Origin of the sequence: Lactiplantibacillus argentoratensis (assembly GCF_037290055.1) — a bacterium.
Taxonomy (GTDB): domain Bacteria; phylum Bacillota; class Bacilli; order Lactobacillales; family Lactobacillaceae; genus Lactiplantibacillus; species Lactiplantibacillus plantarum.
The window spans coordinates 210,082-225,884 of the sequence record NZ_CP147647.1 but is presented as its reverse complement, the minus strand read 5'-3'; the positions used below and the strand labels follow the sequence as shown (position 1 = coordinate 225,884).

General features: G+C 44.7%; 15 protein-coding genes and 1 riboswitch. Of the genes, 9 read left to right on the top strand and 6 right to left on the bottom strand.

Translation table 11 applies throughout. The features are described from left to right. Position 1 precedes the first annotated feature (1 nt). Both V7R88_RS00995 and V7R88_RS00990 read right to left on the bottom strand, forming a co-directional pair. A complete protein-coding gene (locus tag V7R88_RS00995) occupies positions 2-2,077 on the bottom strand; it encodes a BglG family transcription antiterminator (RefSeq protein WP_015825069.1) in 2,076 nt (691 codons plus the stop codon). Positions 2,078-2,113: 36 nt separating this feature from the next. Next, the gene (locus tag V7R88_RS00990) at positions 2,114-3,952 is read right to left on the bottom strand and encodes a PTS mannitol-specific transporter subunit IIBC (RefSeq protein WP_063721098.1); all 1,839 of its coding nucleotides are present in this window, start codon (positions 3,950-3,952) and stop codon (positions 2,114-2,116) included. Positions 3,953-4,313: 361 nt separating this feature from the next. Between V7R88_RS00990 and V7R88_RS00985 the strand changes: the two genes are divergently transcribed. Next, positions 4,314-5,729: a C69 family dipeptidase gene (locus V7R88_RS00985; protein ID WP_338816300.1), complete on the top strand. Its 1,416-nt coding sequence runs from the start codon at positions 4,314-4,316 to the stop codon at positions 5,727-5,729. Between the two features lie 142 nt (positions 5,730-5,871). Here V7R88_RS00985 and V7R88_RS00980 read toward each other — a convergent pair whose 3' ends face one another. After that, positions 5,872-6,585 carry a glucosamine-6-phosphate deaminase gene (locus V7R88_RS00980; RefSeq protein ID WP_003641817.1) on the bottom strand — a complete coding sequence of 238 codons (714 nt, stop codon included), beginning with the start codon at positions 6,583-6,585 and terminating at the stop codon, positions 5,872-5,874. Between the two features lie 379 nt (positions 6,586-6,964). On the opposite strand from V7R88_RS00980, the gene V7R88_RS00975 reads away from it, so the two are divergent. The 3 genes from V7R88_RS00975 (at position 6,965) to greA (ending at position 8,150) form a co-directional block, all read left to right on the top strand. After that, entirely contained in the window at positions 6,965-7,168 is a 204-nt protein-coding gene (locus V7R88_RS00975) for a helix-turn-helix transcriptional regulator (RefSeq protein ID WP_076655793.1), read from the top strand. A gap of 12 nt (positions 7,169-7,180) precedes the next feature. After that, positions 7,181-7,594 (top strand): hypothetical protein, encoded by a 414-nt coding sequence (locus V7R88_RS00970; protein ID WP_003641815.1) that lies wholly within the window; start codon positions 7,181-7,183, stop codon positions 7,592-7,594. A gap of 85 nt (positions 7,595-7,679) precedes the next feature. Continuing rightward, positions 7,680-8,150, top strand: coding sequence for a transcription elongation factor GreA (gene greA, locus V7R88_RS00965; RefSeq protein WP_003643694.1), 471 nt, complete (start codon positions 7,680-7,682; stop codon positions 8,148-8,150). A 502-nt stretch (positions 8,151-8,652) separates the two neighbouring features. Here the strand turns inward: greA and V7R88_RS00960 are convergent. Then, entirely contained in the window at positions 8,653-9,483 is an 831-nt protein-coding gene (locus tag V7R88_RS00960) for an aldo/keto reductase (protein WP_054397218.1), read from the bottom strand. 50 nt (positions 9,484-9,533) lie between these two features. Next, complete coding sequence (locus tag V7R88_RS00955; protein WP_003646371.1) at positions 9,534-10,019, bottom strand: glutathione peroxidase; 486 nt, start codon at positions 10,017-10,019, stop codon at positions 9,534-9,536. 144 nt (positions 10,020-10,163) lie between these two features. After that, positions 10,164-10,257, top strand: a riboswitch (TPP riboswitch). 102 nt (positions 10,258-10,359) lie between these two features. On the opposite strand from V7R88_RS00955, the gene V7R88_RS00950 reads away from it, so the two are divergent. From V7R88_RS00950 to V7R88_RS00940, 3 genes are read left to right on the top strand one after another with little or no spacing between them, the layout of a single operon-like run. Further along, positions 10,360-10,929, top strand: coding sequence for an ECF transporter S component (locus V7R88_RS00950; protein ID WP_015639877.1), 570 nt, complete (start codon positions 10,360-10,362; stop codon positions 10,927-10,929). Positions 10,930-10,958: 29 nt separating this feature from the next. After that, positions 10,959-12,365, top strand: coding sequence for an ABC transporter ATP-binding protein (locus V7R88_RS00945; protein ID WP_114648287.1), 1,407 nt, complete (start codon positions 10,959-10,961; stop codon positions 12,363-12,365). Continuing rightward, positions 12,362-13,021: an energy-coupling factor transporter transmembrane component T family protein gene (locus tag V7R88_RS00940; protein ID WP_054397214.1), complete on the top strand. Its 660-nt coding sequence runs from the start codon at positions 12,362-12,364 to the stop codon at positions 13,019-13,021. Before V7R88_RS00945 ends, V7R88_RS00940 begins: the two co-directional genes overlap by 4 nt. Before the next feature lie 121 nt (positions 13,022-13,142). Here the strand turns inward: V7R88_RS00940 and V7R88_RS00935 are convergent, their stop codons facing one another. Continuing rightward, positions 13,143-14,663 (bottom strand): ABC-F family ATP-binding cassette domain-containing protein, encoded by a 1,521-nt coding sequence (locus tag V7R88_RS00935; RefSeq protein WP_054397212.1) that lies wholly within the window; start codon positions 14,661-14,663, stop codon positions 13,143-13,145. Between the two features lie 301 nt (positions 14,664-14,964). Between V7R88_RS00935 and V7R88_RS00930 the strand changes: the two genes are divergently transcribed. Together V7R88_RS00930 and V7R88_RS00925 are read left to right on the top strand one after the other, a co-directional pair. Next, positions 14,965-15,348, top strand: coding sequence for a CrcB family protein (locus V7R88_RS00930; RefSeq protein ID WP_054397210.1), 384 nt, complete (start codon positions 14,965-14,967; stop codon positions 15,346-15,348). After that, on the top strand, positions 15,348-15,698 hold the full coding sequence (locus tag V7R88_RS00925) for a fluoride efflux transporter FluC (RefSeq protein ID WP_054397209.1): 351 nt from the start codon (positions 15,348-15,350) through the stop codon (positions 15,696-15,698). The genes V7R88_RS00930 and V7R88_RS00925 overlap by 1 nt, the downstream gene beginning before the upstream one ends. The last annotated feature ends 105 nt before the right edge of the window (positions 15,699-15,803 follow it).

Here is a 15,803-nt window from a genome sequence, read left to right as displayed (position 1 = left end):
GCTATTTCGTTAGTTCGTTCAAAAATGCTTTACTAATTAATTGATAAAGTTGCTGGCGATCGCCAGTCATAAACGTCTGCGTATTGGCCTGACTTTCAATGACTAGCGCGCTTAACTTACCCATCAACCGATTTTCAAAATCGCTGATATTGGCGGGCCCGAGCATTAGGACGATTCGCTGCAACCGAATCGATTGGTTATCCATACTCTTAAATGGTAATGGCTGGTCAAGTTCGAAAATCGCACAATATGGTGCGGTGACTTCCTGACTTAACGTATGCACCAACGCCAAGTTCGTATTGGGAATACCGACCGGTGCCAGTCCTAAGCGGTGTAACAACCGGCCCGCAACTTCTAGCGGATCATGAATCAAGTTCGAATCAATATGCCGCGTGATCTTAACTAGCGTCTCGGCCACCGTCTCATCATCGTTGCGAATCGGCGTGATCGTGAAACGGTCTAAGATCTGTTTCGCAATCGTCATCTGTTGGTAAACGGTGTCAAAATCCAAGTTGATTTTCGTCGGCTCATCAACCGGTGAATCGATCACTTTGGTGCTTGGAAAATACTGATGAATATATTCACGTAAGGCAGTGACTTCGTTTTCTAGTAACAGTGGGCTGACAACGCGGTAATTCAACTTAAATCCCGGTAACGTTGTCGTGGATAAAATCATGTCAAAGTCTTGTAAATTAACTTGGCCTAAATTACCAATCCGTGCAACCTCGATAGCTGTGATTTCAGGTACTAACCGCATCAGCCGCGTTTTCAAGATTCGCGCCGTCGTCATCCCATTCGGGCACAGGACCAAAACCTTGAGTGCTTGGTGACTCAACTGTTGCTCATACGTACTAGCAAAGTGGATCAACAAGTACGTCAACTCATCAGTTGTAAAATCCTGATCTTTAAAAATCGTTGCGAAGCCGCGCACCACCGCCGAATACAGCTTAGGATACTGTTCACGGACCTCTTGTAACTCAGCGGTTGGCGGCACGGGACCATTAACACCGTTACGTTGTAGGGCAATTTGCATATGTGCCGTCAAGTTATTCAACAAGCGGTCATCCGTCCCAAACGACCAGTTAAAGTTAGTCGCAACCGCGTCAATAAACTTTTTGACCCGATACGTTAGTTGCAAATCATAATTCGATAGCGACGCGTCTTGATCGATTCGAAACGTCAAGCCCTTAATTTGCTGGGCGAGAAAATCAATTTCAGCTCCCGTCACCACCGTCTTAATCTCAGCGGGTAGTTGGGTCATAATTGCCAGAGCAATCCGTTGGTATTTCAAGAAATCATCCCGATTGATCCCGCGCAAATATGTGACCCGACGTTCATGCTGTAACCGCATTACTCCCGTCGTCAACGTGATGATCAACTGTTGTAGCTGACCATCCGGCACCGAAGAAAAGTACTTTTTCTTCAAACTTCGCACTGCTTGATAACAGATAATCAACGTTTGGGCGTCCAGTAAGTTCAAAAAATACGATTGCTCATCACTTGCTGATATTGCTAAGCCTTGGTTCAACTTCCCGATTGTTTTAAAAAACTCGTAGTCGTTGATTTCATTATTCAAAATGGTGGCAAACAGATTGCGAATACTACCCTCAGTCCCCGCCACCTGAATCCCCCGGGACTTCAACCGTTCAATTGATAAGTCGTAGTCGGCGAATGGCGTTGCTAATGCCGTCAAATCGTTTGAAATCGTTGCAACGCTCACATCAAAGTCAAGCGCAAGTTCTTTTAATTTTACGGAATGGCCCGTCATCAGTAACCGACAAGCTAGGGCGTTTTGCCGCGTTTGTGAGTCAAACGCCGGTGCAATCTTCCGCTCTGCTGTCAATTGGCTTTGAAACTTGGCCAGGGCCGTCTGTGATCCACTTAGTTGAAAGTGATGCTTCTCATTAACAATTTTCAAATCAGCATTGGCTAATACCAATTCCAAATTACTGAACTCGCGATAAATTGTTCGGCGACTACTATTGAGACCGGTTTCAATCTGACTCATTGAAAGGCCGGCGGGATTCGCTAGTAGCAGCTGTAGCAACTCATCTTGACGTTGTGTAAACTTAACCATGATGCCACCTCATACGATAATGGTAATAATATCATTTTATTTCAATTCTGATACCATCTTATCATATTTAGGTGAACTCAATAGATCGTCAGTAATTAATACTTGGACCTGCGTGTAACGGGTCTTTAAGTTTTTAGCTGCTTCTGCACTTGAAACAACTAATAAACTATTATTATCAGCCAATTCGTCAATTCCTAAGTTCTTAACACTCACATGCTTGTTGGCTTTCTTGACCCGATCCTTCATCAAGGACGTTGCCATTGTGGCTGTTCCTAAATGACCATCGTGGTGAACAAAGACAATTTCATCAACAACACTCAAATCTAAGTTAGCTGGTAGGTCGTCGGGTGCAGTCGTCGTTGCTTGTGGTGCCGCGGATGCAGGTGCAGCATCGCTAACTTGATCACGAGCCTTTAAGTTAACCACAACTTGGTCATACTTTGGACTACTCAAGAAGTTGTCAACGGCTAACCGTAAGGCGTGTGGTGCCTTTTGAGCCGCCCGATCAGCTAATTCGTTTTGCGTAATCACTAATAAACCAGGTTCGTCTTTCAAATTGCTAATCGCCGTGTTGGTGACGGACATGCTAATGCCAGCCTTCTTGACTTTATCCCGTAATAAGGAAGCCCCCATTGCGGATGATCCCATTCCGGCATCACAGGCAAAAATAATATGGTCAACATCTTTGTATGAAGCAATCACATCAGCTGGTTCAGCGTCAGTCGCACTAGCAGCTTCAGCATTGCCACTCTTCATGTCGCTCATTTTACCTTGAGCAGCGGCTAAGTCATCATCACTGGTCGACTTGTCACGTTTCAAGACAATTGCGGCAACGATAAATGATGCTAAGGTTGCTAACGTTACCCCGATAATTAAACCAATGTAGTTAGAAATACTCTTTGGTGACATTAATAGTAATGAAATAATGGAACCAGGTGAAGGTGTTGAACGTAAACCAACGTTTAGTAAACTGAATGTGGCTGTCCCAGTAACCCCACCAGCGATAACAGCTAGGAACAATGCTGGCTTCATTAATACGTATGGGAAATAAATTTCATGAATCCCACCAAGAAAATGAATAATAATCGCACTGGGTGCAGAAGCCTTAGCAGTCCCTTTACCAAACAAGGCAAAGGCTAATAAGACCCCAAGACCTGGACCTGGATCTGGTTCGAGCAAGAACAGAATTGACTTACCCGCACTAGATGCAGCCTGAATCCCAAGCGGTGTTAAGATACCTTGGTTAATCGCATTGTTTAAGAATAAAATCTTGGCTGGTTCAATGAAGACGTTGGCTAATGGCAATAGCTTCATCTTAATGATCCAGTCAACACCGGCAGCCATAGCAGCACTTGCACCAGCAACCAATGGGCCGATTGCAAAGTAACCCAGGATTGCTAGTAACATCCCGATAATCCCAGCGGAGAAGTTGTTAACCAACATTTCAAACCCGCTCTTAATCTTATCGGAAATGGCGTCATCCCACTTCTTAATGCACCAACCGCCTAAAGGCCCCATAATCATGGCACCGATAAACATTGGGATTGAAGAACCGACGATGACCCCCATAGTGGCAATCGCACCAACGACCCCACCACGATGACCGGCAAACAAAGTCCCACCAGTAAACGCTATCAATAATGGCAATAAATAGTGAACCATTGGTTGAATCATCTTAGCTAATCCAGCATTAGGCCACCAACCACCAGCCATAAAGATGGCGGTAATTAAGCCCCAAGCAATAAAGGCGCCGATGTTCGGCATAACCATATTACTCAGTGCACTCCCAAATTTTTGAACGCGTGCCTTAACGCCCAGTTTCTTTTTCGCAACAGGAGCGCTTTGGGTTGCATTCGTATTTACATTTTCACTCATTAGGTAAAGCTCCTTCCTTTTTCTTAACAACTTAATCATATCTATCATGGTAAGCGGTTTCAAGAACTTCTAGTTAGACCCGTGGCACAGGAAACTGTGCCACAATTAAACTCATTGATTCACAAAATTAAAAATTGGCACAGTAACAATAAGCGCTTTTATATCGGCAATACCAGCAAACTAATTAAACTTATCTCGTTAGATATGATTGCGTTTTCACAATCGAATTTAGCATTTTATGTAGAAAGCGCCAGGCAATTCACTCATCATTTTCTTATTTAAATGATTATGAATACGATTTAACATTGAAATCCCCCCGCAAGCTCCTATACTTATAATTAACTAAGGAGTGACCTATGTAATGAAAAAAGACACTGATTGTACCGAAATATTAGTTGGGAAAGCTGCTAGCATGGATGGTTCGACCATCGTTGCCCGCAACGAAGATGGCTACGGCCCAATTAATCCGATTAAGTTTATTGTGCACGAAGCCCACGACCAAACTAACGCCAGCTACACTTCCGTAACTACCGGCGTCACCGTTCCGCTGCCCGACCATGCCTACCGCTACACCGCAACCCCCCAAGCCGATCAAAGCGATGGGCAGTACGAGGAAGCTGGGATCAACGAATTAAATGTCGGGATGAGTGCAACCGAAACCACTGCCACCAATGCCCGCGTACTCGGTTACGATCCGCTCGTCCATGATGGCGTGGATGAAGAAGCCATGGTCACCCTCGTTTTACCTTACATTAAAAGTGCTAAGGAAGGTGTCCAACGCTTAGGTGCCCTAATTGAAAAATACGGAACTGGTGAAAGCAACAGCATCGCCTTTAACGATCACGACGATATCTGGTTGTTCGAAACCGCTGGTGGTCACCATTGGGGAGCAGTTCGGATGCCCGAAGACACCTACGCAATTGTTCCCAACCAAACCGTGGTGCAAGAGATGGATCTCAACGATACCGACAATTTCCTAGGTGCCAGTGATTTGGTGGACTTCGTTGAAAAGTATCACCTCAACCCAACACCCGGTCACTTTAATTTCCGCGAAATCTTCGGTACCCAAAGTGAAGCGGATGCTTATTACAACACTCCGCGGACATGGTATGGTCAAAAACTATTTAATCCCGAAATCGAACAGAATCCCACTGATCAAAACATGCCGCTATTCCGACAACCAAGCAAAAAATTGGCTATTGAAGACGTCCAGTTCTTCTTATCTTCACACTATAACGGGACGCCTTACGATCCATTTGGCACTTTCGCTTCTGGTAACGCCCGTGAACAAACACGTTACCGGTCTATCGCGATGGATCGCAATCAGTGCTCATCTATTCTGCAAATCCGGAATGACGTGCCTGCTAAGCAAGCCGCCATTCAATGGATCGCACTAGGTTTCTTCGCTTACGCCCCATACGTGCCCTTCTTTACCAACATCAATGACACGCCGATTGATTATCGCAATACAACTAGCACGGTCAGCGTTGATAACGTCTACTGGTTATCAAAAACGCTCTCCGTCTTGATTGAACCACACTGGCATGAATTTGCTGAAACGGTCAATGCCTATCGCGACGGGTGCCAATCATATGCCCATGGCCGGGTTGCCGCAACCGACGCGGCCATCACTGGTAACGCGACCGACTTTTTGACGAATGCCAACGCCGAAACTGCCGCTGAAGTTTCCAAACGGACCCATGCGTTGTTTGATACTTTGGTTAAGCAAGGGCTGTTGTTATCGAAAACAACTTGGGAAAAAGGACAAAATCTATGAATAAGCCAAAAATGATTCAACTGCTAACTATCCTAGTAGTCGAATCATTTTTTACTTTACATGAGTACTTATTAAAAAGCCGTGCTTCACAACGCAATCGTTATGAAGCACGGCTTTCAGTTCATTTTTAACTTAATTAAAATTAATACTTCTTGCTTAACTTGCTAGCAGCCGCTTCGTCAATGATAACGGTAACGTCTGGATGGTTTTGCAAGATACTTGCTGGTAATTCAGGGGTATCTGGGCCTTCAATCATACCCTTGACCGCATCAGCCTTGTTTTCGCCGAATGCTTCGAGCAATAAGTGCTTGCTCTTCATGATGGAAGCTAAGCCCATTGAGAAGGCTTGCTTAGGAACATCATTTTCGCTGGCGAAGAACCGCGCGTTAGCTTCAATCGTTGATTCAGTTAAATCAACCACGTGCGTCGTAATATCGCGAGGAGTACCTGGTTCGTTAAAACCAATGTGACCATTACGGCCAATCCCTAAGATTTGTAAGTCAATTGGGTGTTCGTCAATCACTTTGTCGTAACGCTTAACTTCAGCTTCTGGATCTGAAGCTAAACCGTTTGGCAAGAATGATTCCTTAAATGGCTTGTCATTGAATAAATGAGTTTGCATGAAGTATTTATAACTTTGGTCGTTGTCTGGTGCAATCCCAACGTATTCATCCAAGTTAACGGATGTGCAGTCACTGAAATCTAAGTCACTATTAACGATTTCTTTGTAAGTTGTAACGGGTGTCGAACCAGTTGCCAACCCAAATACTTTCGCACCATTGTCTAAAGCATTCTTAAATACTTTGAAACCTTCTTTTCCGCCGGCAGCTTGATCCTTTACTACGATAACTTTCATAATTAACTGACTCCCTCTTTGTTTGGTATAGTCCAATTGTATATTGGTCTAGACTAAAATTCAAGAGGTTTGTCTGAAATATTTCACTTTTATTTTTTGCAATCGTTATCATTGTTAAACTGTCAAGCCAAACTCCTTTAATAAATTAATTGTATTTTTCGATAATTTTGCCTATACTTAACATGTTCGTAACTCCGTGGAACGTGAGAAATTCCACGACTAGCCAAGGCTGCAAAGTCATTGGCTATTTTTTTGCGCTCATACCTCTACGCCAACCATTTATTTGTTCACATTTCAATCAAACTATCCAACATTTACATTGCAATTGGTAACTGCTAAAATTAGCTTTGTATGGAAGATATATATTACATAAAGGGAGATGTTAACCGCGAATCATGTCAAGCAATACCGGTTAATGGCTGGATTCTCACAAAAAGAACTCGCCAGCAAGACTGGCATCACCCGTCAAACCCTGAGTTTGATTGAAAAGGACACCTATAACCCATCACTGAAACTCTGCCTCAACCTCTGTCACGCACTCAACCAAACACTCGATACTGTCTTTTGGGTCGAACCCAGTTAGGAGATCCCTGCCATGAAAAAGATTCGTGACGAACGTTTAATTTTACAAAATTTCAAGAACATCCGTACCACGTTGTTAATTGAAAATAGTGCTATCTTACTGATTTTATTTTGGCAAGGCTGGCAAAAAAACAATCTTCAGAAAGCCTTTACGTACGACAATCCGTTGTATATTGTCCTGATGATTGCCGTTTTTACCATGATCATTTTGTCTGTTAATGTCAGCACCCCAATAGAAGACAAACCCAAACGGTCATGGCGCTACCTTGGCCTGTGGGCACTCATTGAACTAATCGGTTTCACCGCCCTATTCTACTTCCTGATTGCGATAAATCAGCCGTTCATTAGTCTGATCGCTGGTATCGCCCTGACCACCGTCACTAGCGGTATCATGCTGTATAGCAACCACCTGCGCGATCGTGATTAACATCAGATATCACCTAGACGGTACCATTCTAATCACATTTGCGGTACACTATTCCCAGAAATTCAACGGACACGAGGTTTTTGCTATGGAACCAACTTTTAACAAAATGACTTCGACTGGTTACCATGCCATCGAACAGGAAATTGAAGACTTAAAGCAACAACGGCCCGAGCGAATCAGAATTCTGGCTGCGGCTGCGGCATTAGGTGACCGTTCTGAGAATGCCGAATATAGTAGTGCCAAACGGGACTTAGGTCGCTTAGAAAGCCGCCTGCGTTATCTCAACAAGCAGTTGCAATACGCCCAAATCGTTCAACCAGCTGACAACAATCAACTCGATATCGGTAAATTCGTGACCATCGAATTTCTGGATGATCATGACCAAATCACCTATCAATTAGTTGGAAAACAGGAAGCCAATCTCGAACAACAAAAAATCTCATTCACATCTCCCATCGGTCAAGCACTCGCTAATCATACTGTTGACGATGTGGTCACTGTGAACGCACCGAACGGGGCTTATCAAGTTAAGGTAATCGCGGTTAAGCGCGCGTAATAAAATAGTTAGGCCAATCGATTGGAAGCTTATCTTTATTTTTTTGAATCAAAAATACACTTTCTGAAGCGTATACGTGTTAAAATAACGGCAGTAAAAAAGCCGGTACGTTAATACCGACTTGAATCAAGGCCCGCTCTAAGAGCAGTTGGCTTTAAATTTAGATAATCAAAGAACAGTCACCCAATACCAGCCAAAGTTTTGGGGTGGCTATTTTTGTTTCTGGAGTTCCATACCTGATACATCGCTAGTGCAATGCTCAAAATGATTTGCAAGAAAGCAAACCAAACAGGTAGAGTGACCACGGCTGAAAACCTTTCTTAGTGTGGGAAACGTATTTGTCATACTACCACGACCTTTCAAGATGAAAACAGCCAACCGCTACTGCACCATGTATTGCGATTACGCTGATATCACAAACCAATCATCAACAAGTAGTTGTCCATAAAAAGATAGCGACGAGTTATCATCACAACGTCGCTATCTTTTTATATCATTCATATTAAAATTCCTGGTACACTGCTGGATCTTGATTATTCAAGCGACCATCCACTTGGCTCAAACCATTAATTGTTGCCATATCAGCTGCACTGATTTCAAAATCAAACACGTCCATATTACCGGCTTGACGGCTCGGCGTTGACGACTTTGGAATCGGCAAAGTCCCTAACTGTAGTTCCCACCGTAAAATCAACTGCCCAACGTTTTTATGGTAGTGCGCTGCAATCTCTTTGAGCGTCTCATTTTGAAGCATCTCACTGGCCCGGCCAAGGGGACTCCAATCTTGCGTCAAAATACCATGTGCTTGATCATAATCCCGTTGTGCCTGCTGGTTAAAGTACGGATGTAATTCGACCTGATTAATGACGGGTAAAACACCCGTTTCTTTGTTTAATCGTTCTAAATGTTCTGGTAAGAAATTCGAGACCCCAATCGAACGAATCAAGCCTAACTTCTGGGCATCAATCAGCGCCTGCCAAGCTTCAACATAATGATCCTCCTTAGGATTAGGCCAATGAATCAAATATAAATCATAATAATCCAGGCCAGCTCGATATAATGATTCTTGAATCGTATTGATAGCTTCCGCGTAGGTGTGGTGACGACCAGGAAGTTTTGATGAAATCAAGAGTTCCGAACGCGGTACTGATGAACGCCGAACCGCTTCACCAACAGCCCCTTCATTTTCATAGTTAAAGGCCGTATCTAATAATCGGTAGCCGCGATCAATCGCTGAGTCGATCACTTGCACACCATGAGCACCATTCAGTTTATATGTTCCAAAGCCAATTTTAGGTACCGTTAAACCATCACGTAACGTATAAGTTTCCAACTTAAGCCACTTCTTTCTTTTAAATTAAACAATCATTTTTAAATTTATCGTTAATCTTCTGAACGATCAGCCAAGGCATCACGAATCGCTGCTTCAAATGTTGCCGGCCGGGTCGTTGGGGCATAGCGTTCGAGCACACGGCCATCACGACCAATCAGGAATTTTGTGAAATTCCACTTGATTCGGCCATGTCCCGCCGCCTGTTTGAGGTAAGTAAATAACGGATCAGCGTCATCACCATTAACCATCACCCGTTTGGTCATGGGGAACGTTACCCCGTAGTGCCGTTGACAATAGTCATGGGTCTCATCGTCATCCGCCTTTTCTTGATGAAATTGATTGGATGGCAATCCCAAGACCACTAGGCCCTCCTGCTGATACTTCTGATAAAGTTCTTCTAATCCTTTAAACTGTGGTGCCAGGCCACAGTTGCTAGCCGTATTCACGATTAGCAAGACCTGACCGCGATATTGTGACAAGTCAAGCGGCGCACCACTCATCTCAGTTTCTGTAAAATCATACACTGATTCTGCCATCGAGATCCCTCCTAAGAATATTAACCAAATACATTGCTTTATCCATAGTAAACCACAAAATTGTGACTTTTCATCATACTTTGCTTTAGTTTCCGGAAAATTGATTGCACTGAATGTCATTATCCGTTACACTAAACGTATCATTCATAGCAACTGGGGTGCCATCACGGCTGAGATAATACCCATTGAACCTGAATCTGGACAATGCCAGCGCAGGGAGCAATGCTTTTATTTGGGGAACCATCAATTCAGACTTAGCCGCCTGCCACCGATAATCGTGGTAGGCGTTTTTTGTCGCTTGGATGCGTGAATGACAAACTACTTTTGGGAGGATTTAACAATGAAATGGGTTAAATCATGGTACTTGAACGATATTATTTTACTGGCACTAATTGGTATTTTCTTTGGTGCCATCTTTATGGGGACTAATTTTGTTTATAACATTTTAAGTGCGGCCCTGACACCATTTGGTCTAAGCGGTCTGGCTAATGAACTACTACTTGGCTTATGGTGCATGCCCGGCATGTTAGCTGGCTACCTCATTCGACTAAAGGGTTCGGCAACGCTAGGTGAGCTCCTCGCAGCAACCGTCGAAATGTTTTTCGGTGGTCAATGGGGAATCACCACATTGATTTCTGGTGTCGTGCAAGGATTTGGGGCCGAACTAGGTTATATCGTCACTGGCTACAAACACTATGACTGGTTAGGCTTAACGGCTGCGGCCGCAACAACTACTGTGGTCACCTTTGGCTGGGACCTTGCCCGTAATGGTTACTATAAATTACAGCTGTGGCTCTTGGTTTTATACGTGGTCGTTCGCTTTATTTCGATGTTTGTTTTCGGGGGTCTGTTAACTAAAACCATCACGGACCTACTTGATCGCAGTCATGTTTTAAAATCAACGCATTAATACACTTTATAAAATGGAGGCTTTCTCGAATGGCTAGTATCGCGCTGAATAATTTAACTTACACCTATCCACAGGCGTCGACACCCATTCTGGATCGCGTTAACCTAACACTACCACGGCAAAGCTTCATCCTATTGACAGGGCCATCGGGAACAGGTAAGTCGACGCTCCTAAAGCTGATTGCAGGCTTACTACCCCTGACTCCAGATTACGGCACCATTACCTTTGATGGTCAGTCATTAACTGCTAGCACCGCTAATCAGCGTGCTCAGCACGTTGCCATGATGTTTCAGAATCCTAATCAGCAGTTTGCCATGGATACCGTTGAAAATGAACTAATTTTCGCACTTGAGAACTTACAAGTGCCCCGTGACCAAATACCGGCCCGCTTACTTAGTGCGCTTGACTTTGTTGGTATCCGAAATTTACAGTCACGACTATTAAATCATTTATCCGGTGGCGAGAAACAGAAAGTGGCCCTTGCAATCATTGTCGCTATGGATAGCGATGTCATCCTACTAGATGAGCCCTTTGCCAGTGTCGATCCGACCGCACGAGCCGTCTTGTTAGACCGACTCGTGGAACTACGCAATCAACATGGGAAGACAATCATCTTGGCGGATCATGACCTATCAGGTTACGAACAGCTCGTCGATCAAGTCGTCCAAATCAAGGACCAGCACTTACAGCTCATTGATCGCACCACCTGGTCTGAGTTATTTGCAGCCTTTACTGAGCAGCCACAACGGTCATGGTCAGCACCGCAACGCGTTGAACGCCCTTGTTTTCAACTTGATCACGTCACTTTACAGGCAGGTGATCGTCAACTATTAGTACCGACAACGCGTCAATTGTTAGCACAACACAATACGCTGATCACGGGTCCTAACGGTAGCGGTAAATCCACATTATTTGAAGCCCTCGTCCGTCTGCACCCCTATACTGGCGAAATTCGTTACGAAGGGACACCTATCGACAAGCTAAAACGCAAACGCTACGCTCGCCACGTCGCCTTGCTTTTTCAGGACGCTGAGACCCAGTTTTTAAACATCACGGTCGCTGAAGAACTGGCTCAAAGCAAACGCTATGCGTATGGCGACTACTTTACCGCGGACCGTATTCAAACGGCCTTAATGCAACTCAACTTATCCGGGCGTGATGAACAAGTCATCTATACTTTGAGTGAGGGACAGAAAAAGAAACTACAAATTCTGCTCATGTTAATCATGCAGTCACCAGTGCTACTCATGGATGAACCCTTAAAAGGGCTGGATTTGCATTCGATCAATGCCCTGGTCGCGTTATTACAGACCACCCAAGCGGCAACTAAGCAGACACTGATTATTATTAGTCACCAGTTAACCGGCCTGATGCCATTGATTGACTATCAGCTACACTTTGAAAATCACCATTTAGATTGGGTGGTGCGATCATGAATCCTAGCATGAAATTATTATTACTACTCATCATTGCGCTCGAAATTTCATTCACGACAATTGTAAGTTTGAACGTAGCTCTGATTATTCTGGCACTGATTTACCTGCTCGGTCACCGAACGCGGCTTCGAACATTAGGGTGGTTGCTACTCATTCCGTTGATACCAGCAATTGGACTTTGGAGTACCCAGTACATTAACGGTAGCGGTGACAAGACTTTGATGGCCTGGGTCCTGTTCACACGAATCTATGCGTTTGTTTTTACGGGCGCTACTTTTACGCTCACGACTGACGTCTTACAATTAACCGATTCGCTTGAGCAAAACTGGCATTTACCCGCCAAATTTGCATATGGCGTCCTCGCCGCGTATAACTTGGTACCACGGATTCAGCACGAAGTTCAAGTGATTCGGGCTGCTGGCCTGATGCGTGGGCAGGTCCTGTCCTTCTGGTCACCACAGCTCTACTTTAAAGCAATTTTGGTCTCTATCAATTGGTCGCAGAACCTTGCCCAGGCCATGCGCTCCCATGGTTTTGTCGAAGATGCACCCCGCACCCACTATCGTCAAATTCCACTGACTAAGTTGGATTGGACCATTGTGATTAGCGGCGTCTTGCTTTTACAAGTCGGCGCTTTCGTCATTCCGTGGCGCTAGCTAGCAGCATGCAACTAAATAAACACTAAATTAAAACAGGTTTTCTCAATGATGAGAAAACCTGTTTTTGGGTAATATTCCCCACTCAGATCGGACAAACTAACAACAAGTTGACCTTAATTCATGCTTTCAGCCGATCAATTTGTTGCTGTAATGCCTGAATATCAGCTGTAGAAGACGTCGGGTCCGCCATTAATTGATCATACTTGAACTGAAGTACTGCTAAGTCAGTTTCCACTGGTTGCGGCGCTTTAACAACTTTGTCAGGATCAACTAATTGGTGCGTCTCGAATTGCAACACCCGAGTAGCAACGGCCCGACGAAACGGTTCATCATGTGAAACAAAAATTATCGTTCCAGGATAATTTTGTAAGTAATCGGCCAACGCATCCAGCGCGTCCACATCCAAATAATTGGTTGGTTCATCTAACATTAACACGTTATATTGACCGACTAAAATACGAACTAGCTGTAATTTAACCAGTTCACCACCACTTAACGCCGATACCAGTTGCGGATAAAAGCGTGCTGGCAGGCCCAGCGCGCCCATGACGTTGCGGATCGTTTGATCCGGTAGCTGACTGACTTGCCGCACTGTTTGCCACACCGACTGTTTACCATCGAGCACTGTCATATCTTGGTTGAATACTCCGACTCGTGCCGCCGGTGCCAATCGTAATCCTGACACCCGGCCACCTAAAATTGCACGCAGTAATGTGGTCTTACCGCTACCGTTGGGCCCCACGATAGCGACCCGATCATGTGGCCTGATTTGAAAGTCAGCGTGTGCTAACAACGTTTTTCCATATTCAGCCAATGTGACATTAAGACCAGTTACCACGGTCTTACCTGTAAACGTCGGAAAATCTGTCGCGACTAACTTAAAGCCTGAAGTCGTAAAGGGCTTAGCAACTTGCGGTTCCCGTTGTCCTCGGGCGACCATGCGTTTAGCCGTTCGTTCCATCTTGGCCGCGGTAGCTTCCCTAGTCGCTTTCGTCTTGGCACGCTCTACTTGCGACATTCGCCGATTACCTTTTCGAATCCGCTGGGCTTTTTCGTTACGTTGACGCTGCGCTGCTAGTAACTCACGCTGATGAGTGTTTTGGCGCTGATACGCAGCTTCCTGAGTTGCGAGTTGCTGCGCTTTTACCGTCTGATAATATGCGTAATTGCCGGCATATGCGGTAAATTTTTGGTGTTCAACCGCCCAAGTCTGTGTCGTCACAGCATTTAATAATTGCCGATCATGTGAAATCAACAGCAGCAACCCGCGAAAACGTTGTAACTGATTAATAAGCCATTGCTGATGTGATTCATCCAAATTAGATGACGGCTCATCTAGAATCAAAATTGTTGGGTGGGCGCTCAAAGCCTGCCGAATTCTGGTTAGCATAGCTTGACCACCACTTTGGTCAAAAGTCGGTGCGATTTGGGCAACATAGCTGACTGGCTCGTCCACCATAATTTGCCCCGTATAATCACGATCAGTACCCGTTAGTAAATGGGCCAGTGTTGATTTACCAGCACCGTTTCGCCCCACCACGCCGATTTTATCCCCGGCATTGGCGACTAGCCGGTCAATTGAAAATAGTGGCCGTCCCGCCATATCTTTTTGAATATTTTTTAAATTAATCATTGTCATTAATAAGCATCCCCTTAGTTGCAGGGACTAATTTATGGCACAAAAAAGCGTCCTCAAAATGAGAACGCTGGCAATTGATTCCACCAGCACCCTAATTAATCCCAAAACGGACAGTCCACCCCTATTGCTAGGCATGGTTCCTGTTCAGTTACTAGAATTAATTAGTTGCGCATTGGCTGAATACCTCGTGTTTTATAAGTTATCTTGTAGATTAGCATGTTTAATTTTGATTTGCAAGGGTTGTTGTTTTTTCAAAACTTTTTCAGTAAACTGAAATTACTTTCAGAAAGCAGGTGTCCATTTGAAAAAGATGATTGCCATTACCGGCTTCGCAATGCTAGGTGGTGGTCTCCGGGAGGGGCTTAGTTTGCTCGTCACTTGGCCACAACATTTCTGGATAACGTGTCTGATTAATATTGTGGGCGCATTTGTGCTTAGCCTGATTACTAACTTGTTACCGGCGCGGTTACCCGTCTCTGAAGATATTGTCACTGGTATGAGTGTCGGGCTCGTTGGTAGCTTTACTACTTTTTCCACCTTCACTTTTGAAACGCTACAATCATTCCAAAGTGGCCATAGCGTTTTAGCTTTAAGTTATGTCGCTGCTAGCTTAGGGTTGGGCTTGCTGGCGGGTCTAGCTGGAAACTTCCTTAGCACCTATTGGCTACCAAAGGAGGAATTTTAATGTTAGTCCTAGTCGGATTGGCCGGTGTTGGCGCAGCTTTAGGGGCCTTAAGTCGTTACGGCATCATGCGCTTAGCACGACCTCTCAATCGATGGCCGTTACCAATTGCCACGTTATTTATCAATCTAAGCGGCGCTTTATTGCTCGGTTGGATTTTAACCAGCTCATTACCGCCCAACTGGCAGATTTTTCTAGGAACTGGGATTATGGGTGGCTATACGACTTTTTCAACAATGATCAACGAACTCGTGTTGCTCGGCCGTAACCACCATCAACGGGTCGCCTGGGAATACTTTGGCTTGAGTCTCGTCGGTGGCCTAGTCATGGTTTATCTCGGAACTTTAATCTAACTCAAAAACCAGGAAGTCTCACAAAACTAACTGAGATTTCCTGGTTTCGTTCAATGACTATTTAGTTCCAACAAGCCGCCTTTACGGCTAGCGTGCCGATAACAC

Coding starts and splice junctions, on each gene's coding strand:
- greA (WP_003643694.1), top strand. CDS start 7,680: ATGGAACCAACTTTTAACAAAATGACTTCGACTGGTTACCATGCCATC.
- V7R88_RS00995 (WP_015825069.1), bottom strand. CDS start 2,077: ATGGTTAAGTTTACACAACGTCAAGATGAGTTGCTACAGCTGCTACTA.
- V7R88_RS00935 (WP_054397212.1), bottom strand. CDS start 14,663: ATGACAATGATTAATTTAAAAAATATTCAAAAAGATATGGCGGGACGG.
- V7R88_RS00970 (WP_003641815.1), top strand. CDS start 7,181: ATGAAAAAGATTCGTGACGAACGTTTAATTTTACAAAATTTCAAGAAC.
- V7R88_RS00955 (WP_003646371.1), bottom strand. CDS start 10,019: ATGGCAGAATCAGTGTATGATTTTACAGAAACTGAGATGAGTGGTGCG.
- V7R88_RS00925 (WP_054397209.1), top strand. CDS start 15,348: ATGTTAGTCCTAGTCGGATTGGCCGGTGTTGGCGCAGCTTTAGGGGCC.
- V7R88_RS00940 (WP_054397214.1), top strand. CDS start 12,362: ATGAATCCTAGCATGAAATTATTATTACTACTCATCATTGCGCTCGAA.
- V7R88_RS00980 (WP_003641817.1), bottom strand. CDS start 6,585: ATGAAAGTTATCGTAGTAAAGGATCAAGCTGCCGGCGGAAAAGAAGGT.
- V7R88_RS00945 (WP_114648287.1), top strand. CDS start 10,959: ATGGCTAGTATCGCGCTGAATAATTTAACTTACACCTATCCACAGGCG.
- V7R88_RS00975 (WP_076655793.1), top strand. CDS start 6,965: ATGTTAACCGCGAATCATGTCAAGCAATACCGGTTAATGGCTGGATTC.
- V7R88_RS00990 (WP_063721098.1), bottom strand. CDS start 3,952: ATGAGTGAAAATGTAAATACGAATGCAACCCAAAGCGCTCCTGTTGCG.
- V7R88_RS00985 (WP_338816300.1), top strand. CDS start 4,314: ATGAAAAAAGACACTGATTGTACCGAAATATTAGTTGGGAAAGCTGCT.
- V7R88_RS00950 (WP_015639877.1), top strand. CDS start 10,360: ATGAAATGGGTTAAATCATGGTACTTGAACGATATTATTTTACTGGCA.